Origin of the sequence: Hydrogenophaga luteola (assembly GCF_042648585.1) — a bacterium.
In the GTDB taxonomy this organism is placed as follows: Bacteria; Pseudomonadota; Gammaproteobacteria; order Burkholderiales; family Burkholderiaceae_C; genus Hydrogenophaga; species Hydrogenophaga luteola.
In genome coordinates, this window is the sequence record NZ_JBHRXX010000002.1 from 560,120 (window position 1) to 583,038 (window position 22,919).

At 68.5% G+C, this 22,919-nt stretch carries 21 protein-coding genes; 10 read left to right on the forward strand and 11 right to left on the reverse strand.

Annotation, left to right across the window (positions count from 1 at the left end; genetic code table 11):
- Window positions 1–37 precede the first annotated feature (37 nt).
- From ACFOPI_RS06460 to ACFOPI_RS06475, 4 genes are all read left to right on the forward strand, one after another.
- On the forward strand, window positions 38–652 hold the full coding sequence (locus ACFOPI_RS06460; protein WP_382172256.1) for a DUF4148 domain-containing protein: 615 nt from the start codon (window positions 38–40) through the stop codon (window positions 650–652).
- A 57-nt stretch (window positions 653–709) separates the two neighbouring features.
- Entirely contained in the window at window positions 710–1,093 is a 384-nt protein-coding gene (locus ACFOPI_RS06465) for a hypothetical protein (RefSeq protein WP_382172257.1), read from the forward strand.
- A gap of 72 nt (window positions 1,094–1,165) precedes the next feature.
- Window positions 1,166–1,435 carry a MoaD/ThiS family protein gene (locus tag ACFOPI_RS06470; RefSeq protein WP_382172259.1) on the forward strand — a complete coding sequence of 90 codons (270 nt, stop codon included), beginning with the start codon at window positions 1,166–1,168 and terminating at the stop codon, window positions 1,433–1,435.
- Between the two features lie 34 nt (window positions 1,436–1,469).
- Complete coding sequence (locus ACFOPI_RS06475; RefSeq protein WP_382172261.1) at window positions 1,470–2,564, forward strand: WD40/YVTN/BNR-like repeat-containing protein; 1,095 nt, start codon at window positions 1,470–1,472, stop codon at window positions 2,562–2,564.
- Here the strand turns inward: ACFOPI_RS06475 and ACFOPI_RS06480 are convergent.
- The 4 genes from ACFOPI_RS06480 to ACFOPI_RS06495 form a co-directional block, all read right to left on the reverse strand.
- Window positions 2,561–3,595, reverse strand: a complete 1,035-nt coding sequence (locus ACFOPI_RS06480) for an endonuclease/exonuclease/phosphatase family protein (RefSeq protein ID WP_382172263.1) — start codon at window positions 3,593–3,595, stop codon at window positions 2,561–2,563. The two genes, ACFOPI_RS06475 and ACFOPI_RS06480, sit on opposite strands and share 4 nt — an antisense overlap.
- 45 nt (window positions 3,596–3,640) lie before the next feature.
- Entirely contained in the window at window positions 3,641–4,990 is a 1,350-nt protein-coding gene (locus ACFOPI_RS06485) for an ATP-binding protein (protein ID WP_382172265.1), read from the reverse strand.
- A complete protein-coding gene (locus tag ACFOPI_RS06490) occupies window positions 4,987–5,649 on the reverse strand; it encodes a response regulator transcription factor (RefSeq protein WP_382172266.1) in 663 nt (220 codons plus the stop codon). The genes ACFOPI_RS06485 and ACFOPI_RS06490 overlap by 4 nt, the downstream gene beginning before the upstream one ends.
- A gap of 91 nt (window positions 5,650–5,740) precedes the next feature.
- Window positions 5,741–7,510 carry a DEAD/DEAH box helicase gene (locus ACFOPI_RS06495; protein ID WP_382172268.1) on the reverse strand — a complete coding sequence of 590 codons (1,770 nt, stop codon included), beginning with the start codon at window positions 7,508–7,510 and terminating at the stop codon, window positions 5,741–5,743.
- A 306-nt stretch (window positions 7,511–7,816) separates the two neighbouring features.
- Here ACFOPI_RS06495 and ACFOPI_RS06500 point away from each other — a divergent pair, with 306 nt between their 5' ends.
- The 6 genes from ACFOPI_RS06500 (at window position 7,817) to ACFOPI_RS06525 (ending at window position 15,722) form a co-directional block, all read left to right on the forward strand.
- Window positions 7,817–9,979, forward strand: coding sequence for a DUF1631 family protein (locus tag ACFOPI_RS06500; protein WP_382172270.1), 2,163 nt, complete (start codon window positions 7,817–7,819; stop codon window positions 9,977–9,979).
- Between the two features lie 26 nt (window positions 9,980–10,005).
- The gene (locus ACFOPI_RS06505; protein WP_382172271.1) at window positions 10,006–10,563 is read left to right on the forward strand and encodes a hypothetical protein; all 558 of its coding nucleotides are present in this window, start codon (window positions 10,006–10,008) and stop codon (window positions 10,561–10,563) included.
- A 75-nt stretch (window positions 10,564–10,638) separates the two neighbouring features.
- Window positions 10,639–12,300, forward strand: a complete 1,662-nt coding sequence (gene ettA / locus ACFOPI_RS06510; RefSeq protein WP_382172272.1) for an energy-dependent translational throttle protein EttA — start codon at window positions 10,639–10,641, stop codon at window positions 12,298–12,300.
- Between the two features lie 50 nt (window positions 12,301–12,350).
- On the forward strand, window positions 12,351–12,998 hold the full coding sequence (locus ACFOPI_RS06515) for a hypothetical protein (RefSeq protein WP_382172273.1): 648 nt from the start codon (window positions 12,351–12,353) through the stop codon (window positions 12,996–12,998).
- Window positions 12,995–13,549, forward strand: coding sequence for a DUF1415 domain-containing protein (locus tag ACFOPI_RS06520; RefSeq protein WP_382172275.1), 555 nt, complete (start codon window positions 12,995–12,997; stop codon window positions 13,547–13,549). Before ACFOPI_RS06515 ends, ACFOPI_RS06520 begins: the two co-directional genes overlap by 4 nt.
- A 103-nt stretch (window positions 13,550–13,652) precedes the next feature.
- Window positions 13,653–15,722 carry a DUF1631 family protein gene (locus tag ACFOPI_RS06525; RefSeq protein WP_382172277.1) on the forward strand — a complete coding sequence of 690 codons (2,070 nt, stop codon included), beginning with the start codon at window positions 13,653–13,655 and terminating at the stop codon, window positions 15,720–15,722.
- Between the two features lie 21 nt (window positions 15,723–15,743).
- On the opposite strand, the gene ACFOPI_RS06530 is transcribed toward ACFOPI_RS06525, so the two are convergent.
- From ACFOPI_RS06530 to ACFOPI_RS06560, 7 genes are all read right to left on the reverse strand, one after another.
- The gene (locus ACFOPI_RS06530; RefSeq protein ID WP_382172279.1) at window positions 15,744–17,078 is read right to left on the reverse strand and encodes a TAXI family TRAP transporter solute-binding subunit; all 1,335 of its coding nucleotides are present in this window, start codon (window positions 17,076–17,078) and stop codon (window positions 15,744–15,746) included.
- A 40-nt stretch (window positions 17,079–17,118) separates the two neighbouring features.
- Entirely contained in the window at window positions 17,119–18,693 is a 1,575-nt protein-coding gene (locus ACFOPI_RS06535) for a methyl-accepting chemotaxis protein (RefSeq protein WP_382172281.1), read from the reverse strand.
- A 163-nt stretch (window positions 18,694–18,856) separates the two neighbouring features.
- On the reverse strand, window positions 18,857–19,153 hold the full coding sequence (locus tag ACFOPI_RS06540) for a copper-binding protein (protein ID WP_382172282.1): 297 nt from the start codon (window positions 19,151–19,153) through the stop codon (window positions 18,857–18,859).
- 15 nt (window positions 19,154–19,168) lie between these two features.
- The gene (locus ACFOPI_RS06545) at window positions 19,169–19,651 is read right to left on the reverse strand and encodes a DUF411 domain-containing protein (protein WP_449272015.1); all 483 of its coding nucleotides are present in this window, start codon (window positions 19,649–19,651) and stop codon (window positions 19,169–19,171) included.
- Between the two features lie 27 nt (window positions 19,652–19,678).
- A complete protein-coding gene (locus ACFOPI_RS06550; RefSeq protein WP_382173071.1) occupies window positions 19,679–20,164 on the reverse strand; it encodes a cupredoxin domain-containing protein in 486 nt (161 codons plus the stop codon).
- A 47-nt stretch (window positions 20,165–20,211) separates the two neighbouring features.
- Window positions 20,212–21,600: a multicopper oxidase family protein gene (locus ACFOPI_RS06555; RefSeq protein ID WP_382172284.1), complete on the reverse strand. Its 1,389-nt coding sequence runs from the start codon at window positions 21,598–21,600 to the stop codon at window positions 20,212–20,214.
- Window position 21,601: 1 nt separating this feature from the next.
- A complete protein-coding gene (locus ACFOPI_RS06560; RefSeq protein ID WP_382172286.1) occupies window positions 21,602–22,873 on the reverse strand; it encodes a hypothetical protein in 1,272 nt (423 codons plus the stop codon).
- Between the last annotated feature and the right edge of the window lie 46 nt (window positions 22,874–22,919).

The window sequence follows — 22,919 nt, forward strand, 5'->3', positions numbered from 1 at the left end:
CACTTCACCGTTTCACACCTTCTTGAAAGGAAGCACCATGAAAGCCTCTTACCTCTCCAGCATCGCCCTCGCCGTGGCCGCCCTCTCGGCCGGTCAGGCTTTCGCCGCCGACGCCGATGCGCCCCTGACCCGTGAGCAGGTCCGCGCCGAACTGATCCAGGCCCAGCAGGCCGGCGACGTGATCGGCGACAACGAGTCCGGTCTGACCCTGCGCGAGATGTACCCCAACCGCTACCCGGCCGCCGCCACCGCCCAGGCCAAGACCCGCGCCGAGGTCAAGGCCGAGCTGGCCGCCGCCCAGCGCGATGGCAACGTGATCGCCGACAACGAGTCCGGCCGCACCGCCCGCGAGATCAACCCCACGGCCTACGCCGCCGCGCCCAAGACCCAGGGCCTGACCCGTGAGGAAGTGCGTGCCGAGCTGCGCGCGGCCCAGGAAAGCGGCAACGTGATCGCCGACAACGAGTCGGGCCGCACCCTGCGCGAGGTTTACCCGAACCGCTACCCCAAGGACACCGTGGCCCAGGCCAAGACGCGTGAGCAGGTCAAGGCCGAGCTGGCCGAAGCCCAGCGCACCGGCGACATCATTGCCGACGGCGAAAGTGGCAAGAAGCTCAACGAGCTCTACCCCAGCCGCTACCCGAAGAACTGACCCCGCCACCGGCGCTGTCCGGTCGTCTGGTACAACGCTCCTCCTCAGGAGATGACCATGACGACCTTCACCAAGGTGGTGCTCTACACCGGCACCGACGGACGGGCCGCGTTCCGCGAGGAATCGGTCGAACTCAGCGAAGGCACGCCAGCGGCGTGCCTTTCGCCGTTGATGCCCTCGGGCGGTTACCAGTTGCGCCAGAGCCCGGTCGGCTTTCGCAGCCAGTTCCACTGCACCGGCGCGCCGCAATGGCTGTTCGTGCTGCAGGGGCAAATGGAGATCGGGCTGCAGGACGGCAGCTCGCGCACCTTCGGCCCGGGCGATCACTTCTATTCCGCCGACACCCTGCCCGAGGGCGCGACCTTCGACCCGACCGTGCACGGCCACTGGAGCCGCCAGGTCGGCGACCAGCCGCTGGTGACACTGTTCGTGCGCGGCTGACCCTGCCTTCAGAGGGGTTCCGGACTTGCGCCCGCGGGCGACCGAATCGACACTGCGTCCGGAACCTTCACCATGGTCACGGTCGAATTCGCCCCCGCCCTGCGCCGCCACGTGGACTGCGAACCCCAGCAGGTGCCGCCGGGCAGGCTGCGCGACGCGCTGGAACAGGCCCTGCAGGCCGCGCCGGCCCTGGCGGCCTATGTGTTCGACGACCAGCGCGCCGTGCGCAAACACGTGGCGGTGTTCGTCAACCGCGAGCTGGTGGCCGACAGGGTTCGGCTGGACCGGGCGCTGCTGGCCGGCGACCGGGTGCTGGTGGTGCAGGCGCTGAGTGGCGGCTGAGCTGCCGTCCCCGACTCAATCCAAGGAGACAACGATGGCGACGATGCTGGTGGCAAGCCGCAAAGGCCTGTTCGTATGGGAGGGTGAGGGCACCGACTGGCGCATCACGGCGCTGCATTTTCCCGGCGAGCCGGTCACCAGCGTGCTGGCCGACCCGCGCGATGGCCACTGGTACGCCGCGTTGCGTCTGGGTCACTTCGGCGTCAAGCTGCACCGCAGCGCCGACCGGGGTGCCACATGGACCGAGGTGGCCGCGCCGGCATTTCCGCCCAAACCCACCGAGGGGCCTATGGCCGACGACGCCACACCCTGGAGTGTGGACCTGGTGTGGTCGATGGCGGCCGGCGGCGCGGATGAGCCGGGCGTGATCTGGGCCGGTGGCCTGCCGGCGGGCCTGTTCCGCTCGGACGACCGGGGCGCGAGCTGGTCGCTGAACCGGCCCCTGTGGGACCAGCCCGGGCGGCGCGAATGGTTCGGCGGTGGCTACGACCATGCGGGCATCCATTCCATTGTGGTTGACCCGCGGGACGCCCGTCATCTCACGCTGGCCATTTCCTGCGGCGGCGTCTGGCAGACGCGCGACGGTGGTGCCAGCTGGTCCCTCACCGCCCAGGGCATGAAAGCCGACTACCTGCCGGCCGAAAGCGCCGACGACGGCAACACCCAGGACCCGCACGCCATGGTGCAGTGCCGGGCGCAGCCCGATGCCCTGTGGGTGCAGCACCATTGCGGCATCTACCGTTCCACCGATGGCGGCGTGCTGTGGCAGGCCATCGCGGCGCCGGCCCCATCGGACTTCGGCTTTGCTGTCGCCTGTGATCCCGTCAACCCGCAGCGGGCCTGGTTCGCGCCGGCGCAGGCCGATGTCTGCCGCATCCCGGTGGACGGGCGTTTGGTGGTGCTGCGCACCGACGACGGCGGCCAGAGCTTCCAGGCCTTTGGCGATGGCCTGCCGCAGCGCCACGCCTACCACCTGGTCTACCGGCACGCGCTGGATGTGGATGCCAGCGGCCGCACGCTGGCCATGGGGTCCACGACGGGCGGGCTCTGGGTCAGCGCCGATGCCGGCGAGCACTGGCAGGAACTCTCCCGCGACCTGCCGCCGCTTTCGACGGTCCGGTTCGTCTAAACCAGCATATCCGGCAGCTTCAGCCGCAGCAGCGCGCGCACGAAGCCGTGGTCGCTGCGGCTGCGGTCGCGGCCTTCGTGCAGGTGGTCGTTGAACACCTCCACGCGGCGCACATCGCCGATGGCGGCGCGGCTGGTGGCAACGAACTCCTCGCTCACCAGCACCTGGTCCAGCACCTCGGGGTAGCCCTGGTGGATGTGTGAATAGGCGACGTCGCGCCGCAGCGCGGCATCACCCTGCACATCCCAGGCGTTGAACAGGGCGTTGTCGCGCGCGCCCTTGTCGTAGGCGACTTGCGAGGTGGCGGCGATCAGCTGGGTGGTCACGCTGTGCGGGCCGTCGTTGAAGTCGCCCATCACGATCAGCGGCAGCCGGGTGCGGTGCAGCAGCTCCACCACCTTGAGCCGCAGTGCCAGCGCCTCGCCCGCGCGCATCAGCAGCGACCGCAGCGAGCCCAGCGCCTGCACGGACGGGTCCTCGGTGTCTTCCAGGGTCTTGCCGCTGGCGTCCTGCAGGTACTTGGGGCGCTTGGACTTGAGGTGGGCGGTGATGACCGCGACCTCCTGGCCGTGTTTCATGCGCAGCGTGGCGAGCAGGGGCGGGCGCTCGAAGCGGGTGTGCGGCCCGATCCCGGGCACATGGACCACCGCCGCGGCGGGGAAATCGGCGATGGACTGCAGCGATTCCAGCTTCAGCCGCGTCACCAGACCCACGCGCGGGGTGCCCTGCGCGCCGTGTTGCCCGGGGCCGTTTTCCGCGCCGGGCACGGCCACAGTGCTGTACTGCAGGCCACTGCGGGCGATGGCGGAGCGCAGCGCCACCTCGTCCCAGACCTCCTGCACCGCCAGCACGTCGGCGTTGAGCACGCGAAAGCGCTCGCCCAGCCACTCGACCTTGCGCTCGAACTCGTTCTGGCTGTATGGGTCCTGCCCTTCGTAGAAGTGGCGCCCCGGCTGCGCCAGGTTCAGCACGTTGGCGCTGGCGACGGTCAGTGTGGCCCAGCGTGAGGGCGGAGGGGGCGTGTTGGCCATGGCTGCACTGTATATATATGTGTGGTGCGGCGAGGCGCTGCCGCATCAGGTGCTTTGCGGCTCGGTGCGGGCAGCAGGCAGCGGCAGGTGCACGCGCACCGTCAGACCTCCACCAGGCGTGTCGGCCAGTTCCACCTGGCCGTCGTGCAGGGCGGCGATTTCGCCGACGATGGACAGACCAAGGCCACTGCCCTTGCCGTCGCCGGGCGAAAGCCGGACGAACCGTTCCTGCACCCGCGCCCGGTCCTGCGGTGCGATGCCGGTGCCGTTGTCGCTGACTTCCAGCACCGCAGCCCCGCCAGCGACGCGCAGCCCCACGTCGATGCGCACCGGCCCCGGGTTGTGGGTCAGCGCGTTGCCGATCAGGTTGTCCACCAGGGTGCGCAGCGCGTGCGGGTCGCCGACCAGGGACACCGGCTCGGCGTGCACCAGACCCAGGTCGCTGCCCTGCTGTTCGGCGCGCGCAGAAAAGCCGGCCACGGCCTCGCGCAGCAGGTCGTCCAGCCGCAAAGTCTGTTGCTGCGAAGTCTGTGCTTCGGGTTCCAGGCGTGCGAGCTGGAGCAGCTGGAAGGCCAGCCGGGAGGCGCGTTCGATACCCGCATCCAGCTGGTCCAGCGCCACCTCCCATTCGCCCGGCTTTGAGCGTCGGACCAGCTGTGCCTGCAGCTTGACCACGGCCAGTGGTGTATTGAGCTCGTGCGCGGCGTCGGCCAGGAAGCGGCGCTGGTGCTTGAGCATGTGCTCGATGCGGGCCAGCAAATGGTTGAGCGTGTCGGCCAGTGGCGCCACCTCGGCGGGCAGGCCGGAGGTGTCGATGGGCCGCAGGCCTTCCGGGTTGCTGCGCGCGATGTCGCTGCGCAGCTGTTCCAGCGGCAGCAGCACACGGTCGACGCCCGTGCTGGTGAGCACCGCCAGCACCAGCACCAGCAGCACCAGCGGAATCAGCAGCCAAGGGGTGAGCGAGTAGAAATGCTGGCGCCGTATCTTGGTGGTGACCGCGACCTGGACGATGCGCCGATCGTGCGCCTGCGTGTACACGCGCCAGCTTTCACCTTCCCAGGTGACGATGTGGTGCCCCGGCATCTGCAGGGGCGGGCCGACATCGGCCAGCGAGGAGTAGACCAACTGGCCCGAGTGCTCCCAGATCTGGCTCACGAACTGGTCGAGGTCGTCGTCGGCCAGTGCGGTCGATGGCATCGGTGCCCTGGGCTGTCCAGGCGCCGCTTCATCGTGGCGCATGACCGTCTGGGCGATCTGCTCCAGTCCCATGTCGCGCACATTGTTGAACCCGCTCCAGGTCAGCCGCGCCGTCAGGTAACCGACCACCAGAGTGGTGATCAGCACCGAGGAGATCAGCCAGAGCAGCAGCCGGGAGCGGATCGAGTGCAGCTTCAAGGCAACTGCACCAGCTTGTAACCGACGCCGCGCACGTTGACGATCCAGGGCTCGCCGAGCTTGCGGCGCAGGTGGTGCAGGTGCACCTCCACGGCGTTGCTGGAGATGTCCTCGCTCCAGCCGTACAGCTGCTTCTCCAGCTGCTCGACCGAGAGCACCACACCCGGCTGCCGGGCAAAGGTGGTCAGCAGGTCGAACTCGCGCTGCGACAACTGCAGGAGCTTGCCCGACAGAAGGGCTTCACGCTCGGCGGGCCGCACTTCCAGGCGTCCCAGCTGGATGTGGGTGGTGACGCGGCCGCCCTGGCGGCGCGCCAGCGCGTGGATGCGTGCGCACAGTTCGTCCAGGTCGAAGGGTTTGGTCAGGTAGTCGTCGGCGCCCTGGTTGAGCCCGGCCACGCGGTCGGGCACCGCGTCGCGCGCGGTCACCAACATCACCGGCGTGGTCTGGCCCTCGTTGCGCATCCAGCGCAGGATCTGCAGCCCGTCGGGCTGCGGCAGGCCGATGTCCAGCAGCACGACGTCGTAGCTGCGGCGGCCCAGTGCGTCGACGACCTGGTCACCGGTCTTGGCCCAGTCCACCTGGAACCCGGCCAGATCAAGGCCCTTTTCCATGCTGGAACCCAGCATCACGTCGTCTTCGGCAAGCAGCAGCTTCATGGTGGATGACCTCTGGAGCGCAATGGTAACGGCGAAAAAAAGGCGGGCACATGCCCGCCTTGTTGCCTGTGAGCGCCCCCGAGGGCACGGTTCAGCGGATGCGGCCGTAGCTGGTGCGCAGCGGATCGGCACCGCCGCCGTTGCCACCACGTTGACCGCCGCCCTTGTTCTTGTTGCGGTTGCCGGTGCGCATGGAATCGATGCTGGTGCGCAGCGGATCGGGCTGGCCGCCCGGTGCGGCGGCGCGGGCGCGCGGTTCGCGGATGCGCAGGCTGCCCAGGTGGGCGTTGGGGCCGGGTTGGCGCTCAGGCCGGTCTTCGCCGTCGTAGCGGTCCTCGCGCGGCGCGCGCGGCGGACGCTCCTGGTGCTGGCGGGGCTGACCGTTGTGGTTGGGGTTTCCGTTGGCGTTGGCTTGGCGTGGTTGTCCGTTGCCGCCACCACCGCCGCGGCGGTTGCGGTTGCGGCGCCGGCCTTCGCCCTGGCCCTCGGCGGGCGGCTGGCCCTCACCGGATTCGGCACGCTGGCGCGGCTGACCGCCGCCGTTGTTGTTGTTGCGCCCGCTGTTGCCGCCCTCGGCCTTCTTCTCGCGGATGCGGGTCATCATTTCCTGGCGTGCGGCCTTGGCGGCGGCGGCCATCACTTCGCGGCTGGGCGGCTTGCCTGCGCCGCCCCAGATGGTCTGGCGGCCCATGGCGATGGGCTCGGCCTTCTCGCCCGGCTCGGGCATGAACTCCTGGAAGATCTCGACCGGGATCTGCTGCTTGGTGAAGCGCTCGATGTCCATCATGAAGCCTTCTTCGTCCAGGCTCACGAGGTTGACCGCCTGGCCTTCGCGGCCGGCACGGCCGGTGCGGCCGATGCGGTGCACGTAGTCTTCGCAGACGTTGGGGATCTCATAGTTCACGACGTGCGGCAGCTCGTCGATGTCGATGCCACGGGCCGCGATGTCGGTCGCCACCAGGGCGCGGATCTCGCCGCTCTTGAAGTCGGCCAGCGCCTGGGTGCGGGCACCCTGGCTCTTGTTGCCGTGCAGCGCCATCGCCTTGATGCCGTTCTTGGTGAGGTAGTCGGCCACGTTGTTGGCGCCGAACTTGGTGCGGGTGAAGACCAGCACCTGGCTCCAGTTGTGCTGGTTGATGATGTGCACCAGCAGGGCCTTCTTCTTGCCGCGGCCGACCGGGTGGATCACCTGGGTGATGCGCTGCACCGTGGTGTTGCGCGGGGTGACCTGGATGCTCTGCGGGTCCTTGAGCAGGTTGTTGGCCAGGTCGCGGATCTCGTCGCTGAACGTGGCGGAGAACAGCAGGCTCTGCTTGCTTTGGGGCAGCAGGGCCAGCACCTTCTTCACGTCGTGGATGAAGCCCATGTCCAGCATGCGGTCGGCTTCGTCGAGCACCAGGATCTGTACCTGCGACAGGTCCAGGAAGCCCTGCTGCTGCAGGTCGAGCAGGCGGCCGGGGGTGGCGACCAGGATGTCCACGCCCTTCTTCATGGCGTTGATCTGCGGGTTCATGCCGACGCCGCCGAAGACCACGGTGGAGGTCAGCGACAGGTGCTTGCCATAGACGCGCACGGACTCTTCGACCTGGGCCGCGAGTTCGCGGGTCGGCGTGAGCACCAGGGCGCGGATGGCGTTGCCGCCGAAGCGGTTCTGGCCGCGCTCGCTTTGCGAGAGGCGCTGCAGCATGGGCAGGGTGAAGGCTGCGGTCTTGCCGGTGCCGGTCTGGGCGCCTCCGAGCAGATCGCGGCCGGCCAGGACGGCCGGGATGGCCTCGACCTGGATGGGGGTGGGGGTTTCGTACCCGTGTTCGCGCACCGCTTGCACGATGGCCGGGGCCAGGTTCAGATCTTCGAATTTCATCAATGAGAGGCACCCGTCCAGGGCGCTGGGGGCATCTGCCTGTGCGGTTGCCGGAGCAACTGTTCAGTTGAAGGCAGACGGGGTCTACAAAGCGGGTGGCAGGACCAGGAACTGGGGGCCGACCCTCCGGCGGGGTTGCCGGTGTTGCGGGCCACTGATGCGACGCAACGGGTCGTATTGTCGCACGTCTTGCCCAGCGACCGTCTGGAGAATTGCGGGAGCCTCCTGTCAGCGCCTGTCCCCATAATGTCGATCCGACCTCCCGCCGGCACCGGCCGGGACGTTTCCCATCCTCCACGAGAAGCCATGGATTCGCACAAGTTGATCCGGTCCGGTGTGGCCAATGACGCGGGAAAGCTGCGCCCGACACTCCAGCATTGTCTGGAAGCCGCACTGTCGATCGCCGACTCCATGATCGACGAGCTGCTGACGCAGCTGGCGGCGGTGGCCGATCCGGACCGCCTGGCCAACCTGCCCATGGAGCTGGAGCATGTGGACGTGGGACAGATCGACCGCTGGGTCCACGAGGCCGATGCCATCAAGCGCACCTGGTCGCAGCAGCTGCGCCAAGTTTTCTACCACGGTGAGGTTCAGGACCCGGACCTGCATGCCACGGTGCGTTTCGACGACCTGCGGTTGCTGGACGACCGGCAGCTGGACGCCAGCATCGAGTTCGCCATCGCCGAACAGGCGCTGACCAAGTCCACGCAGGAGCTGCTGCCGCGCCTCAACGCACTGGTGAGCAACCTCATGGGCTGGCTCACGGTGCAGCCCGAGCTGAACCCGCTGCGGCCCTCGGCCTATGCGCGTGCGCTGCGCGCCGTGATGGTCCAGCACGTGCCCGATCCGCACCAGCGCACGGCGCTGTTCGTGCCTGTGGCCGGCATCCTGGGCGAGAGCCTGCGGCAGGTCTACCGCGAGCTGATTCAGTGGCTGATGGCGCACGGCGTCGAGCCGCTGGAGAACGCCACCCAGTCGCTGCAGGCCGACAAGGCGCCGCGCAACGCCGTGGGGCGCACCCTGCTCACGCTGAGCCGGCTGCGCCAGTTGCTGGCCGGCGATCTCAACGGCGAGCAGGAGGGTGGGCCGATCTTCCTGCACACCGTGCCGGCGTCGATGTCGGCTCTGGAAGATATGGACCTCATCGAGCCGCTGATGCAGCGCCTGCGCCAGCGGCCGGCCCGGGCCTCCGGCCAGGCGCCCGCCGCTGAGCTGCCGGTGGTCTCGGGCCATCAGCTGGGGCGGTTGCTGGGCCAGGAGGTGGTGTGCCTCATGCTGGACAACCTGACGCAGGATGAGCGCCTGCTGCCGGCCATCCGCCAGCAGATCGGACTGCTCGAACCTTCGCTGACCCGGCTCTCGCAGGCCGACCCCCGCTTCTTCAGCGACCGCCAGCACCCCGCGCGCCAGCTGCTGGAGAGCATCACCCAACGCAGCCTGGGCTACCAGAGCCAGAGCGAGGACGGTTTCAGCGACCTGCTGCGGTCGGTGACCGCTGCGGTCCGTTCGTTGCAGCGCGTCGACGCCAGCGAGGAGGCATTCTCCCGCCTGCTCAAGCGCCTGCGCCGCCGCTGGGAAGAGGACGACGCCCGCAAGAACCAGCGGCAGGCCGAGGCGGCGCGTGCGCTGCTGCACGCCGAGCAGCGGCAGGTGCTGGCCGAACGGCTGGGCGCCGAGTTCCAGCAGCGCATGCAGGACAAGGAGGTGCCGGAGTTTGTGCAGCGCTTTTTGACCGGGCCCTGGGCTCAGGCGCTTGCGGAAGCGCAGCTGGAGGGCCGCCTGCCGGGCAACGAGGGCGACTCTCTGGACGGCGTTGCGGACGACCTGATCTGGAGTGTGCAGCCGGCCCTGATTCGGCGAGACACCGACCGCCTGGCGCGGCTGGTACCCCGCCTGCTGGGCCAGATGCGCCAGGGCCTGCAGCGCATCGCCTACCCGGCCGAACTCACCGGACAGTTCTTCGACGCGCTGGTGACGGTGCACGAAAAGGCCTTCGACGTGCCGACCCTGACCGACGCACCCGCGGCCGAGCTGGTGAGCGATGTGCTCGACGATCCGATCACCCTGGGCATGTCGGTCGAGGAGGTGCCCATCGACGACTCGTTCTGGATCGCAGGCAAGGAGGCCGAAGACGCCGGTTTTGTGGAGGCCGAGACCGGCCCCATGCCGCTCGAAGGCCTGAACGTGGTTGAAATGGATCTGGCGCCCGGCGCCTGGGTCGACCTCAAGGTGCAGGGCGAGTGGCTGCGGGCCCAGCTGACCTGGACCAGCCCGCGGGGCAGCCTGTTCATGTTCATCTCGGCCAACGGCCTGGCCCATTCCATGACCCGGCGCACGCTGGAGAAACTGCTGGGCAATGACGCGCTGCGCATCATCTCCCGCGGCGGGGTGGTTGAGGGAGCGCTGGATGCGGTGGCCCAGCAGGCGCTGCGCAACGCGCACGGGGCCGATCCCGACGCGGCTCTCTGAGGCGCCGGCCCGCACAGGTTTTTCTCTTGACCACGACCACCTTCGGCTACGACCCGGCGCAGGACCGCATCTGGATGCGGGTGCACGACCAGGACACCACCCTCTGGCTGACCCGGCGCATGGTGCGCAGCGTGCTGGGGCCCATGCTCAAGGTTTTCGAGGAATCCACCCCCGGGCAGCAGGGTGGGGCCGCGCCCCGGGCGCGGGCGTCGATCGAACACCAGCTCTCGCTGCACGAGTCAGCGCCGGGCCAGCGACCACCCCAGATCCGGGCGGGCCGTGAGCGCCCCGACCAGGCGAGCGATCCGCAGCAGCGCCTGTGCACCAGGATCACGACCCAGGCCACGCCCCAGGGCGTCACCCTGAACTTCGAAACCGGCGCTGGCCCGCTGGTGCTGCGGCTCAGCCGCAAGGGCATGCATCTGTGGTACCGGGGGCTGGCCCTGGTGCTCCAGCAGACCCACTGGAACCTGCCCGAGCCCCTGCCGGAGTGGTTGCAGGAACCCATGACGCCGGCCGCGGTGCGCGATCTGCTGGACCGTCCGCTGCCGCCCGATCTCGACGAACCGGCCACCGGGCGATAATCCCCGGTTTCCCCCATTTGCTTCCTCCGGCACCAGCGCCGGACCACCGCGACCTCACCAGCGAGTCCATCAGCCATGGCCCAGTACGTCTTTTCCATGAACCGTGTCACCAAGACCGTGCCGCCCAAGCGGCAGATCTTGAAGGACGTTTCCATCAGCTTCTTCCCCGGCGCCAAGATCGGCGTGCTGGGCCTCAACGGTTCCGGCAAGTCCACGCTGCTCAAGATCATGGCCGGCATCGACAAGGAGATCGAGGGCGAAGCCATTGCCATGCCGGGCATCCAGATCGGCTACCTGCCGCAGGAGCCGCAGCTCAACCCCGACCAGACCGTGCGCCAGGCGGTGGAAGAGGGCATCGGCGGTGCACTCAAGGCCAAGGCCCGCCTCGAAGAGGTGTACGCCGCCTACGCCGAACCCGACGCCGACTTCGACGCCCTGGCCGCCGAGCAGGCCGAGCTGGAAGCCATCATCGCCGCCAGCGGCTCCGAGAACTCCGACCTGCAGCTGGAACTGGCCGCCGACGCGCTGAACCTGCCGCCCTGGGACGCCACCATCAAGAACCTGTCGGGTGGCGAGAAGCGCCGCGTGGCCCTGTGCCGTCTGCTGCTGTCAAAGCCCGACATGCTGCTGCTTGACGAACCGACCAACCACTTGGACGCTGAGTCGGTGGAGTGGCTGGAGCACTTCCTTCAGCGCTTCCCCGGCACCGTGGTGGCCATCACCCACGACCGCTACTTCCTGGACAACGCCGCCGAGTGGATTCTCGAACTCGACCGTGGTCACGGCATCCCCTACAAGGGCAACTACACCGACTGGCTGGACCAGAAGGAACGCCGCCTGGAGACCGAACAGAAGTCCGAAGACGCCCGCACCAAGGCGATGAAGGAAGAACTCAAGTGGGTGCGCTCCAACGCTAAGGGCCGCCAGGCCAAGAGCAAGGCGCGTCTGGCCCGCTTCGAGGAGCTGAGCGACGTCGAATACCAGAAGCGCAACGAGACCAACGAGATCTTCATCCCGGTGGCCGAGCGCCTGGGCAACCAGGTCATCGAGTTCAAGAACGTCAGCAAGTCCTTCGGCGACCGCCTGCTGATCGACAACCTGAGCTTCTCAGTGCCCCCGGGCGCCATCGTCGGCATCATCGGTCCCAACGGCGCCGGCAAGTCGACGCTGTTCCGCATGATCCAGGGCGTGGAGCAACCCGATTCGGGCGCGGTGACCATCGGCCAGACCGCCAAGCTGGCCTTTGTGGACCAGAGCCGCGAGAGCCTGGACGGCAGCAAGACCGTGTGGGAAGACGTTTCCGGCGGGCTCGACAACATCACCGTGGGCAAGTTCGTGATGCCCTCGCGCGCCTACATCGGCCGCTTCAACTTCAAGGGCAACGACCAGCAGAAGCTGGTGGGCAACCTCTCCGGCGGTGAGCGCGGCCGCCTGCACCTGGCCAAGACCCTGGCCCAGGGCGGCAACGTGCTGATGCTCGACGAACCCTCGAACGACCTCGACGTGGAAACCCTGCGCGCGCTGGAAGAGGCGCTGCTGGAGTTCGCCGGTTCGGCCATGGTGATCTCGCACGACCGCTGGTTCCTCGACCGCATCTGCACCCACATCCTGGCCTGCGAAGGCAACTCCCAGTGGTACTTCTTCGACGGCAACTTCACCGAGTACGAAGCCGACAAGAAGAAGCGCCTGGGTGAAGAGGGTGCGCGGCCCAAGCGCACGCGCTTCAAGTCCATCTGACGTCCTGATCGGATGCGTGGTTTGACAGACGAACTGGGAGCGACCAAGACATGAAACAGGGAAAGCGTTCGACTGTGCGCCGCCTCATGGCGGGGTCAGCAGTTTTTTTGCTGATGCTGGCAGGCTGCGCGGGAAACCAGGTTGCCGCCGATGCACCCGCTTCCAGCGTTGGTGAAAAGGCGGTGGTCGTGGTGTCGGTCACCCACGACGCAGAGACGGGGCGTCGCGCCAAGGCAGGGTTCGTGCTGGACCGCGACAGCAAGATCCATTCAACACGCGTCCTGCGCTCCATCGAAGAAGTGCTGGGCGTGCCGAAGGGCAGTGATTTCGATGATGTGCACGGGCGGGTCTATGTGCTGGACGTGGAGCCGGGAACCCACACGGTCAGCTCATGGTTCACGATCACCGGCATGTCCCGACTGGAGCCTCGAACCGAACCGCCCGCGCTCACGTTCGATGTCCGGGCCGGAGAAGTGGTCTACATCGGGAATCTCAACCTGAACCATGTGGCCGGTCGCTCTTTGATCGGTGTCAAGGCGGTCGCCGGGGCCGTGCCCGAAGTCCGGGACCGGGCTGCGATCGACATTCCTCTGGCTGAGAAGAGGGTCGCTTCCATCAAGGGCCGGGTGGCTACCCGGCTCCTGCCCTTGGGAGACTGGACCGCGTCGCCTGGCCCTCGAAAGGGAGCTGTCGAGTGAGTGCAACCGACGACGAACAGGTGCTTGCCGACACCCGCCGCTGGATCGAGAGGGCGGTGATCGGGCTGAACCTGTGTCCGTTTGCCCGTTCGGTGTACGTGAAGAACCAGGTGCGCATCGTGGTCAGCCGCGCGCGGCACCTGGACGCATTCCTGGACGAACTGGACCGCGAGCTGGACCTGCTGGTGAATACGCCGGCCGAAGAGATCGACACCACGCTGCTGGTGCACCCCACGCTGTTCCCGGACTTCGAGGTCTTCAACGACTTCATGAATGTGGTGGACGACGTGGTGGCCGAACACGAGCTCGAAGGCGTGATCCAGGTGGCCAACTTCCACCCGCAGTTCCTGTTCGATGGAGAGGCGGCGGACGACCCCAGCCACTTCACCAACCGCGCGCCGTACCCCACGCTGCACCTGCTGCGCGAGGACAGCGTGGAGCGCGCGGTGGCCAGCGAGGGCGGGGACGCCGAAAAGATCGTGGAACGCAACATCGCCACGCTGCGCACGCTGGGCGCAGAGGGATGGAAAGCCCTGCTGTCTAAGCCCTGAACTGCGCGAAATTCCAGGGCTGATCCGGGCTTTGTCGCCCGGTGGGGTTGCCCACAATCCTCGGTCATGAGGTCCCGACCGAACGATCTGTGCTCTCCACCCCATGAACGCCCGCACCTACACCCCTTTTGACAGCTGCCTGAAGGCTGCGCTGGTCCTCTCCGGCGAGTGGATTCCGCGCTGGTTGGATCTGCTGCATGCTGCTCTGGTGCACCGGGAGGCGACTGGTGCCACACACGAGAAGCGCGCCTTCGGCCACGCGCGCTCGGTGCTGATCGAATGCCGAGGCCAGCTCGCAGACAGTCTGGTGACGGCGTTTTCCAGTGCGGTTCACGCCGACGTGGCGCGCGACAACGGCTCGCCAACGGCCGCTTCCCGCAAGCCAAGGGCCTCCCTCAGCCTGGACGATCTGACGTTGATGGACCACCACGAGGTGCAGGCCTCAGTGGAGCTGGCCCGGCTGCAGCAGGTGGTCAAGATGGCGGTCGAGGACGAGTTGATCACCCTGAGCGCCCTGCTCAGCGCCGCGCGCGGCCTGCGCACCGTGCGGGCAGAGGCGAACCCGCTGCGACCCGATGTCGTCATCGACACCCTGATGGCGGTGCTGGCCAAACTGCGCATCGACGAAGCGGCACGGCTGCACTGGCTGCATGCAGGTGCCGTGTCGCTGGGGCAGGAACTGGGCCGGTTCTACGCCGCGCTGGTGCGGCACCTGGAGGCGGACGGCGTGCAGCCGGCCGGCTATGTGGTGGTGCCCACGGTGCTGCCGGCACGCCCGGTCCATACGTCTGTGTCCGATCATGGTGAAGACCGCCCGTCCGGCGCGGATGCCGACGGTGCCCCGCTGGTGCTGACGCTGGACCACCTGCACAGGCTGCTGGTGGGCAACCTGGCCCAGGGCGGTGCCGGCGTGTCCGACCATGGCGCATCGGGTTCGGGCAATGCCCTGGTGCGGACGCTGGCGGCCGAGGTGGTGACGCTGATGCTGCGCACGATCGCCGAAGACCGGCGGCTGCTGACGCCTGTGCGGGATCTGGTGATGCAGCTCAAGCCTGCGCTGCTGCACCTGGCCAAGACCGATCCGCGCTTCTTCGCCGACCGCGACAACCCGGCCCGCCGTCTGCTGGACGCGATCACCGCGCGCAGCCTGGCCTACATCCACGAGCAGGACACCGGGTTCGGCGAGTTCGCCGGGCAGGTGCTGCACACGGTGCAGTCGCTGCAGGCCTTGTCGGCCGACCTGCCCGAGCGCGTGGTGGCCTGCATGCAGCGCATGGAGTCCCTGGGGCTGACCGACCAGGGCCCGGCCATGCAGACCCTGGTGCGCGTCGAGCAGCGGCACCTGCTGGCCGAACGGGTGGCGCGGGAGATCCGGGCGCGGGACGATTTCGGACGTGCGCCCGCCCTGGTCAAGCGCTTCCTGTGCGGACCCTGGGCGCAGGCGGTGGCTCATGCCCGCCTGTCTGCCGACATCCTGGGGGAGCTGGCGGCGCAACCCGATCTGCTGGAGGCGTGCGATGCACCTTCGGATCGCTACATGGGCATCCTCACCGATCTGCTCTGGTCCTGCCAGCTCGCGCAGGCGAGCCAGAACCGGCCGCGCCTGGTGCGCGTGGTGCCAGTGGTGCTGCGTACGCTGCGGGAAGGGCTGGACGCCATCGACTTCCCCCGCCCGCAGGCCGAGTCCTTCTTCCAGGCGCTGATGGGGCTGCACGAAGCGGCCTACAAGTCGCACCGCAGCGATGAGTTGCTGAAAGCCGGCCTGCGTCGCCAGGAGGAGCCCGCGGCGGCGCCGGAGCCCTGGCTGCAGGGCCACGAGGCCCGGGAGTCCGGGTTCATCGACACCCAGCTGATGGTCACCGAATTCGCGGACACCGAGCCGGCCACCTGCCGGCAGCCGCTGGGCAGCGGGGACACGCTGGCGGTGGGCGCCTGGATAGAGCTGCAATACACGGACCATGTGCAGCGTTGCCAGCTGCGCTGGGCGAGTCCGCATCGCACGCTGTTCCTGTTCGCCACCGCCGAAGGGCAGTCGGTGTCGCTCACCCGGCAGGGTATGGACCGTCTCGAAGCCAGCGGCCAGCTGCGTGTGGTGGCCGAACATGGCGTGGTGGACGAAGCCCTGGCCGCCGTTGCACGGCTGGCCTGGGTCAACTCGGGCAAGCTGGCCTGAGGCGCCTGCCCGTTCGGGCCTTCAGCCCTTGCGCAGCAGCTTCTTGCGCACCAGCCCGATGTTGCTGCGCAGGGCATAGAGCTCGTCGGTGTACGACAGTGGCACCACCACCTGCTCTACCCGGGCCTCCAGCCGGTCGAGCTGCTCGACCAGTTCGTCCACCGGCACCGGCGCATCGCCCGGCTCGGTGAACCGCTGCTCAATGCTGCGCAACTCCGCGTACCAGCGGAACACGCGCGAGCGGATGCGGAAGGTGTAGAGCGGCGGCACCACACGCGACAGCGGCAGGGCCAGCGCCAGGATCAGGCCCATGGCCAGCCACATGCGCTCGACCAGGTTGGCCAGCCAGAACGGCAGGTAGCGCTGCAGGAACGGTGGGCCGTTCTTGATCGCGCGCACCGCTTCGGGCGAGATCGGCACCTCGCTGTGCTCCAGGCTCGGGTATTCGCGCGCCCGGTTGAACCAGCTGCCACCGCTGTGCAGGCCGGTGGCTGTCTGCGCGAACAGCTGCAGGATCGCCGGGTGGGTCTTGGCGCCGGCCAGCAGGCTGGTGGTCGAGGCGACCAGGTGCATGTCGGTCTCGGGGATGTTCTTCGACAGGTCCACCACGCCCTGCGGCATCACCACCGGTGTGAGGTAGCCGAAGCGGCGCGAATAGGCCTCGCTCTGCGAGAAGTTGAGCAGGCGCACGCCGGGCGACTGCAGCAGCATTTGCACCATCAGCGACTCGGGGGCGGAGGCGAACACGATGGCGTCGATCTGGCCGTCCAGGAAGGCCACCGTGGCCGGGGTCTGCTCCAGCTCGCTGAGCTGCAGCTGCTGGCGGTCGATGCGGTTGACGTCCAGCAGGGTGGAGAACAGGCGCGGCACGCCGCTGCCCGGGGTGCCGACGTTGACCCGCCAGCCGACCAGGTCGCCCAGCGACTGGATGGTCGGGCTCTGCTTGAGCCGCTGCGCCGAGTCTTCGCGGTAGAACAGCCACAGGGGTTCCACGAACAGGCTGCCCAGCGAGGTGATGGCCTCTTCGTCGTCGTAGCCAATGTCGGCGCTGCCGCCCTGGACGAAACCCAGGTCGGCCTGGCCGGTGCGCAGCAATTCGAGGTTGGCCGAGGAGCCCTGGGAGGGCAGCAGTTCGACGGTGATGCCGTAGCGCGCCAGGGCTTGGGCGTAGCGTTTGCCGAACTCGTCGTAGGCGCTCTGCGCCGGGCCGGTGGCCAGCACCACGCGCTTGGGCGGGTTCGGGTCCAGCCACCAGTAGGTGAGTGCCAGCAGCAGCAGCGTCAGCAGCGCGAAGGGCCCGATCGACGCCAGCAGATCGCGCAGCGACAGCAGGGTGTAGCGGATGTTGTGGGGCATCGCGCTACCTTAGCACGGGCGGCTTGTCCGCCCGTGACGGTCAGCGCGACGCGCTGTTCAGGCGGAACACCTTCACCGATTCCTGCATTACGGTGGCCTGTCCTTTGAGCGAGGACGCCGCGGCGGCCAGCTCCTCGACCATGGCCGAGTTCTGCTGCGTGACCGAGTCGAGTTGGCCGATGGCCTGGTTGATCTGCGCCAGGCCCATGGTCTGCTCCTGCGCGGCGCTGGTGATCTCGCCGATCAGGGTGTTGACCTGCTGCACCGCATCGACCACATGGCCCATGGTGCTGCCCGCGTTGTTGACCAGCTCGCTGCCGCGCCGCACCTGGGTGGTGGAGTCGTCGATCAGCTGCTTGATTTCCTTGGCGGCTTCGGAGGTGCGCTGGGCCAGGCTGCGCACCTCGCCGGCCACGACGGCAAAGCCGCGGCCCTGTTCGCCCGCCCGGGCCGCTTCCACGGCCGCGTTCAGGGCCAGGATGTTGGTCTGGAAGGAGATGCCTTCGATGACCTGGATGATTTCGCCGATGCGGCTGGACGAGCGGCTGATGTCCCCCATGGTCTGGACCACCGCACCCATGGCCTCGTTGCCCTGGCGGGCCACGTCGGAGGCCTTGCCGGCCAGTGTCGCGGCCTCCCGGGCCGAGTTGGCGCTGTTTTCGACCGTGCTGGTGAGCTCTTCCATCGACGCAGCTGTCTCCTCCAGGCTGCTGGCCTGCGACTCGGTGCGCGCCGACAGGTCCTGGTTGCCGCTGGCGATTTCGCCCGAGGCCACCTGCACACCCTCGACCTCGTGGCGCACGTCGGTGACCACCGCCATCAGGTTCACATTGAGCTGGTTGAGCGCCCGGATCAGCTCGCCGATTTCGTCGGTCCGATTTGATTCCAGTCGGGCCGAGAGGTCACCGGCGGCCATCCGGTTGGCGAAGGCCAGCACCTGTTCGACTGGCGCCACCAGCATGCGTTTGATGAACGCGGCGGCCACCAGCGAGACCATGGCGGTCACGGCAACCGCGGCCAGATGCACCCACTCTGGCATGCCTTCGGTGGCGCTTTCCAGGAACTGGACGCCGAACGCCAGGCCCAGGGTCAGCAGCGAGAGCTTGCGGCCCAGGGTGGGGCGTGTCCAGTCGCGCAGCTTGCCACGCCAGCCGGTGCGGACCAGATGGCCCCGGCGCAGCGCCAGGCTTCGTTGCCCTGATTCGGCTTCGGCGCGCATGCGGGCGTACAGCGACTCCGCCGCCTCGACCTGCTCGCGGGTGGGCTTGGTGCGCACCGACATGTAGCCCGTGACCTGGCCGTTTTCCAGCATGGGCGTGGCGTTGGCCATCACCCAGTAGTGGTCCCCGTTCTTGCGCCGGTTCTTGACCAGCGCGCTCCAGGGCGAGCCGCTCTGCAGGGTGGCCCACATGTCGCGGAAAGCCTCGGCCGGCATGTCGGGGTGGCGCACCAGGTTGTGCGGCTGGCCGATCAGCTCTTCCCTGCTGTACCCGCTGACCGAGACGAAGTTCGGGTTGCAGTAGGTGATGCGGCTGGTCAGATCGGTGGTGGAGACCAGCGTGACGCCATCCGGGATGACGAACTCTTGCTGTGTGACGGGCAGATTGGTGCGCATGAGAGAGTTCCTTTGGAGTTCGCTGAGTGACTTTTCGTCATGTGGCTTGTCCGACTTGAGGCCGTCTGTCTCAAATTGAGACCTTTGGTGCCTCTAGTCTAGGAACCCCCCAGGGTGTGCAAAGGACCAAGCAGCGCCAGCAAATGCCCGCTGTTCGAGGGGCTCAGCGCCTGGGTTCGATGTCAGAAGCCACGTAGGCGCCATTGACTTTTTCCGCGCGGAAGCGAACCTGGTCGCCCGTTTTGAGAGGGGGCAGGGTGCCCGGGTTCTTGACCTGGAACACCATGGTCATGGCCGGCATGTCCAGGTTCGGTATGTCGCCGTGTTTGAGCGTGATCTTGCCGGCCGCCGTATCGACCTTGCGGACTTCGGCGTCGACCAGCGGCAGTGGATCGGCGGCGACCGCCAGCGTGGTGACGAGGCTGGTGGATGCGATGAGGGTGCGCAGAAAGTGGGTCATGAGGGGCTCCAGGGGTCAGGTGCGGAAATAGGACTGGTAGACACGGCTGCTGCCGTTGCGCTGGACCAGGACCACGTCGTAGGGGTCCTTGCGGCCGCCGTACTCGGGGCCGTCCATGCCGGGGCTGCCAATGGGCATGCCCGGCACAGACAGGCCCAGGGCCTGGGGCTTTTCGGCCAGCAGGCGCCGGATCTCCGGGGCGTTCACATGCCCTTCGATCACGTAGCCGCCGATCAGTGCGGTGTGGCAGGAGGCGAACTTCTGCGGCATGCCCAGGCGCTGGCGCATCGCGGTGTTGCCTGTTTCGAAGACCTGCACCTGGAAGCCGTCGCGCTGCAGGTAGCTGACCCAGTCTTTGCAGCAGCCGCAGTTCGGGTCTTTCCAGACCTGCATCACGGGCAGGGCGTCGGTCTTGGTCGCGGGTGCCGCGGCGCGGGCGGCGAGGGTGGTGGCGCCCAGCAGGGCGGTGGCGCCGAGAAGGAGGGAACGTCGTTGCATGGTGTGCTCTATATATGAAAAGGGGGGTCAGGATTTCGGGGTGACGCGGATGGTGCCGCGCATGCCGGCCTCGAAGTGGCCGGCGATCAGGCAGGCGAACTCGAAGTCGCCCGGGCGGTTGAAGGTCCAGGTGATCTCGCCGCGTTTGCCGGCATTCACATGGGCCATGTAGGGCTCGTCGTGTTCCATGCCGGGGTGCTTTTTCATCAGCTCGGCGTGGGCCTGCAGCTCCTCGCGCGTGCCGATCACCAGTTCGTGCAGCAGCTTGCCGCGGTTGGCGATGCGCAGGCGCACCGTCTCGCCTTCGCGCACATCCAGGTGCGAGGGCGTGAAGCGCATCTTGTCGTCCATGCGGATGTCGATGGTGCGCGCGGCCTCGGTCGGAGCGGCGGCGATGCCCCACGGCTTCTGTTCGCGCACGACTTCGCGCGGGCCGCCGGCATGGCTGTCGCCGTGGGCCCGCACGGTAGCGGGCAACAGGGCGGGGGCCGTCAGCAGCGCCAGCGTGTGCAGCAGCCGGCGTCGGTGGAGGGTAAAAGGGGTCATGGTGTCGATGTGGTTCAGTGGTTGTGGTGGCCCGCCGGCTTGCGGGCGGACGCGGCGGCCGGGGTCTGGGGATCGGCAGCGCTGCCTGGGGCGCGCGAAGTGGCGCCCGGCGTCGGCACCTCGCGCGCCTGCGTGCCGGGCGGCATGGCGTACCAGCCCGGGTCGCTGTGGTCACCGGGCTTCTGGTCGGCGCGCACCTTGAGGGTGGTGAACATGCCGCCCATCTCGATCGGGCCGTAGGGGCCGGTGCCGGTCATCATGGGGAAGGTGTTCTCAGGCAGCTCCATCTGCATTTCGCCCATGTCGGCCATCCCGCGCTCGCCCATGACCATGTAGTCCGGCGTGTGTCGCTGGATCTTCTGCACCAGGCCACGATGGTCGGCACCGATCATGGTCGGTACGCCATGGCCCATGGCGCCCATGGTGTGGTGGCTCTTGTGGCAGTGCATGGCCCAGTCGCCGGGCTCGTCGGCGATGAACTCGATCTGCCGCATCTGGCCGACGCCGATGTCGGTCGTCACCTCGGGCCAGCGCGCGGTTTTCGGGACCGGGCCGCCGTCGGTGCCAGTGACCTCGAACTCGATGCCGTGGATGTGGATCGGGTGGTTGGTCATGGTCAGGTTGCCGATGCGCACCCGCACCCGGTCGCCCAGGCGCGCCACCAGCGGGCTGATGCCCGGAAAGACGCGACTGTTCCAGGCCCAGATGTTCTGCTCCAGCATGGTGTTGACCTGGGGCGTGCGGCTGCCGGGCTCGACATCGAAGGCGTTGAGCAGGAAGCAGACGTCGCGCTGCACCTCGTTGATGAGCGGGTGTTTGCCCTTCGGGTGCGTGACCCAGAAGCCCATCATGCCCATGGCCATCTGCACCATCTCGTCCGCATGCGGGTGGTACATGAAGGTGCCGGGGCGCCGGGCCTCGAACTCGTAGACGAAGGTCTTGCCCGGCGGGATCTGCGGCTGGCTCAGGCCACCCACGCCGTCCATGCCGGCGGGCAGGCGCTGGCCGTGCCAGTGCACAGCGGTGTGTTCGGGCAAGCGGTTGGTCACGTACAGGCGCACCTTGTCGCCCTCGACCACCTCGATGGTAGGGCCCGGGCTCTGGCCGTTGTAGCCCCACATGTTGACCAGGAAGCCGGGCGCCATTTCGCGCACCACGGGTTCGGCCACCAGGTGGAACTCCTTGACGCCGTTGTTCATGCGCCAGGGCAGGGTCCAGCCGTTGAGCGTGAGCACCGGGCTGTAGGGGCGGCCCGCGCCGGTGACGCCGGGCGGTGTCCAGGGCGGGGCGGTGTCGGCCGAAGTTTGCTGCACGGCCTCGGGAATGGCGGCGAGGGCGGCGCGGCCCACGCTGGCGGCGGCGAGCGCGGTGGCGGCGCCGGTGAAGAAATGGCGTCGTTGCATCTCAGTGGTCCTCGGAAGCGGTGCCGGCGGAGGCCGACGGGGCATCGGTGGCGGTGGCCCGGTAAGGGCCGCCGGCCAGCAGCAGCTGCCAGTCGAGCCAGGCGGTCCAGTAGGCGTGACGGGCTTGTGCAGCGGCGGCGGTAGCAGAGAGGCGCTCGCGCGTGGCGTCGAGCAGGTCCCAGGTGCTTTGCAGCATGCCGTTGTAGCGCAGCAGGGTTTCCTGCTCCTGCGCGGTGACCAGCGGCAGCATCAGCGTTCCCGTCTGCCGGGCCAGGGCGTGCTGGTCCTGCAGACGGCCCCAGGCCTCGCGCGCCTGCGAGCGGCGATCCGCTTCGGCGCGGGCCAGGGCGGCCTGGGCCTCGGCGGCTTCGCCCAGCGCGTGCTCGCGCGTCAGGCGGGTGTCGGTGATGACCGGGGCGGTGGATGGGAGGCCGTCGGCGGGCAGGGCGGCCACGGCGCTTTCACGGGCTCGGGCCAGGTGCTCCAGCAGGCCGTCCGGCAGGGCACCGACCTGGCGCGCCGTGTCGAGCCGCCGCTGTTGCAGCGCCGCGTCGGCGGCGAGGACCCGGGCGGCCGTGGCGTCGATGTCCGGCGCATCCAGGGTCGCGGGCGGCTCGGGCAGCTCGGCGGGCAACTGCTGCGCCAGCGCCGCGACCTCGCCGGCGCTGGTCAGCCCCAGTTCGCGCGCCAGGCGCTCGCGCGCACCGCGCTCGGCCTGCCGGGCCTGCACCAGGGCCAGGCCTTCGCGCGCCTGCGTCACCTGTTCGCGCATGAGACGGGCCTGGCTCCAGTTGCCGGCCTGCACCATGCGCCGGCCCAGCTCGGCGCCGCTGTCGGCCACCTCGCTGCGCGCCTGCTGCAGCGCCAGCGTCTGCGCGGCCAGTACCGCGTCCTGCCAGGCCTGGCGCACCCGGGTGATGTGGGCCAGCAGGGACTGGTGCCGTTCGCGGGCGATCACAGGGTTGGCAGGCGCGGCGCCGAAGAGCTCAGGCTGCAGCCGCAGGGCGCGGCGCACCGCTTCGTCGGCGGTCAGCACCGGTCCGGTCCGGGCCGGAGTGGCTGCAGGTGGCAGGTTGCGCTGCTCCCACTTGAGCAGGTCGATGTGCCCGCGCGGGAACTCGCCCACGCGCTCGTTGGCCTCGCGCCACTGTTGCCGGGCTTCGTTCAGGGCCGGGTTTTCAGGCGGGGTCGGTGTCTGTGTCTGCGCCCACGCCGACCACCACGGCACGGCGAGCGCGACGACGGCGGGCCAGGCCCGCTTCATTGCATGCATGTGAATCTCCTGACGTCACGAACCAATGCGCCGCCCGACCAGCGAG

Excerpts from the sequence above, each read along its gene's own strand:
- ACFOPI_RS06530 (WP_382172279.1), bottom strand. The coding sequence starts at position 17,078 with ATGCCCCACAACATCCGCTACACCCTGCTGTCGCTGCGCGATCTGCTG.
- ACFOPI_RS06555 (WP_382172284.1), bottom strand. The coding sequence starts at position 21,600 with ATGCAACGACGCCATTTCTTCACCGGCGCCGCCACCGCGCTCGCCGCC.
- ACFOPI_RS06495 (WP_382172268.1), bottom strand. The coding sequence starts at position 7,510 with ATGAAATTCGAAGATCTGAACCTGGCCCCGGCCATCGTGCAAGCGGTG.
- ACFOPI_RS06465 (WP_382172257.1), top strand. The coding sequence starts at position 710 with ATGACGACCTTCACCAAGGTGGTGCTCTACACCGGCACCGACGGACGG.
- ACFOPI_RS06500 (WP_382172270.1), top strand. The coding sequence starts at position 7,817 with ATGGATTCGCACAAGTTGATCCGGTCCGGTGTGGCCAATGACGCGGGA.
- ACFOPI_RS06525 (WP_382172277.1), top strand. The coding sequence starts at position 13,653 with ATGAACGCCCGCACCTACACCCCTTTTGACAGCTGCCTGAAGGCTGCG.
- ACFOPI_RS06490 (WP_382172266.1), bottom strand. The coding sequence starts at position 5,649 with ATGAAGCTGCTGCTTGCCGAAGACGACGTGATGCTGGGTTCCAGCATG.
- ACFOPI_RS06475 (WP_382172261.1), top strand. The coding sequence starts at position 1,470 with ATGGCGACGATGCTGGTGGCAAGCCGCAAAGGCCTGTTCGTATGGGAG.
- ettA (WP_382172272.1), top strand. The coding sequence starts at position 10,639 with ATGGCCCAGTACGTCTTTTCCATGAACCGTGTCACCAAGACCGTGCCG.
- ACFOPI_RS06540 (WP_382172282.1), bottom strand. The coding sequence starts at position 19,153 with ATGACCCACTTTCTGCGCACCCTCATCGCATCCACCAGCCTCGTCACC.
- ACFOPI_RS06560 (WP_382172286.1), bottom strand. The coding sequence starts at position 22,873 with ATGCATGCAATGAAGCGGGCCTGGCCCGCCGTCGTCGCGCTCGCCGTG.
- ACFOPI_RS06515 (WP_382172273.1), top strand. The coding sequence starts at position 12,351 with ATGAAACAGGGAAAGCGTTCGACTGTGCGCCGCCTCATGGCGGGGTCA.
- ACFOPI_RS06460 (WP_382172256.1), top strand. The coding sequence starts at position 38 with ATGAAAGCCTCTTACCTCTCCAGCATCGCCCTCGCCGTGGCCGCCCTC.
- ACFOPI_RS06545 (WP_449272015.1), bottom strand. The coding sequence starts at position 19,651 with ATGCAACGACGTTCCCTCCTTCTCGGCGCCACCGCCCTGCTGGGCGCC.
- ACFOPI_RS06470 (WP_382172259.1), top strand. The coding sequence starts at position 1,166 with ATGGTCACGGTCGAATTCGCCCCCGCCCTGCGCCGCCACGTGGACTGC.
- ACFOPI_RS06535 (WP_382172281.1), bottom strand. The coding sequence starts at position 18,693 with ATGCGCACCAATCTGCCCGTCACACAGCAAGAGTTCGTCATCCCGGAT.
- ACFOPI_RS06480 (WP_382172263.1), bottom strand. The coding sequence starts at position 3,595 with ATGGCCAACACGCCCCCTCCGCCCTCACGCTGGGCCACACTGACCGTC.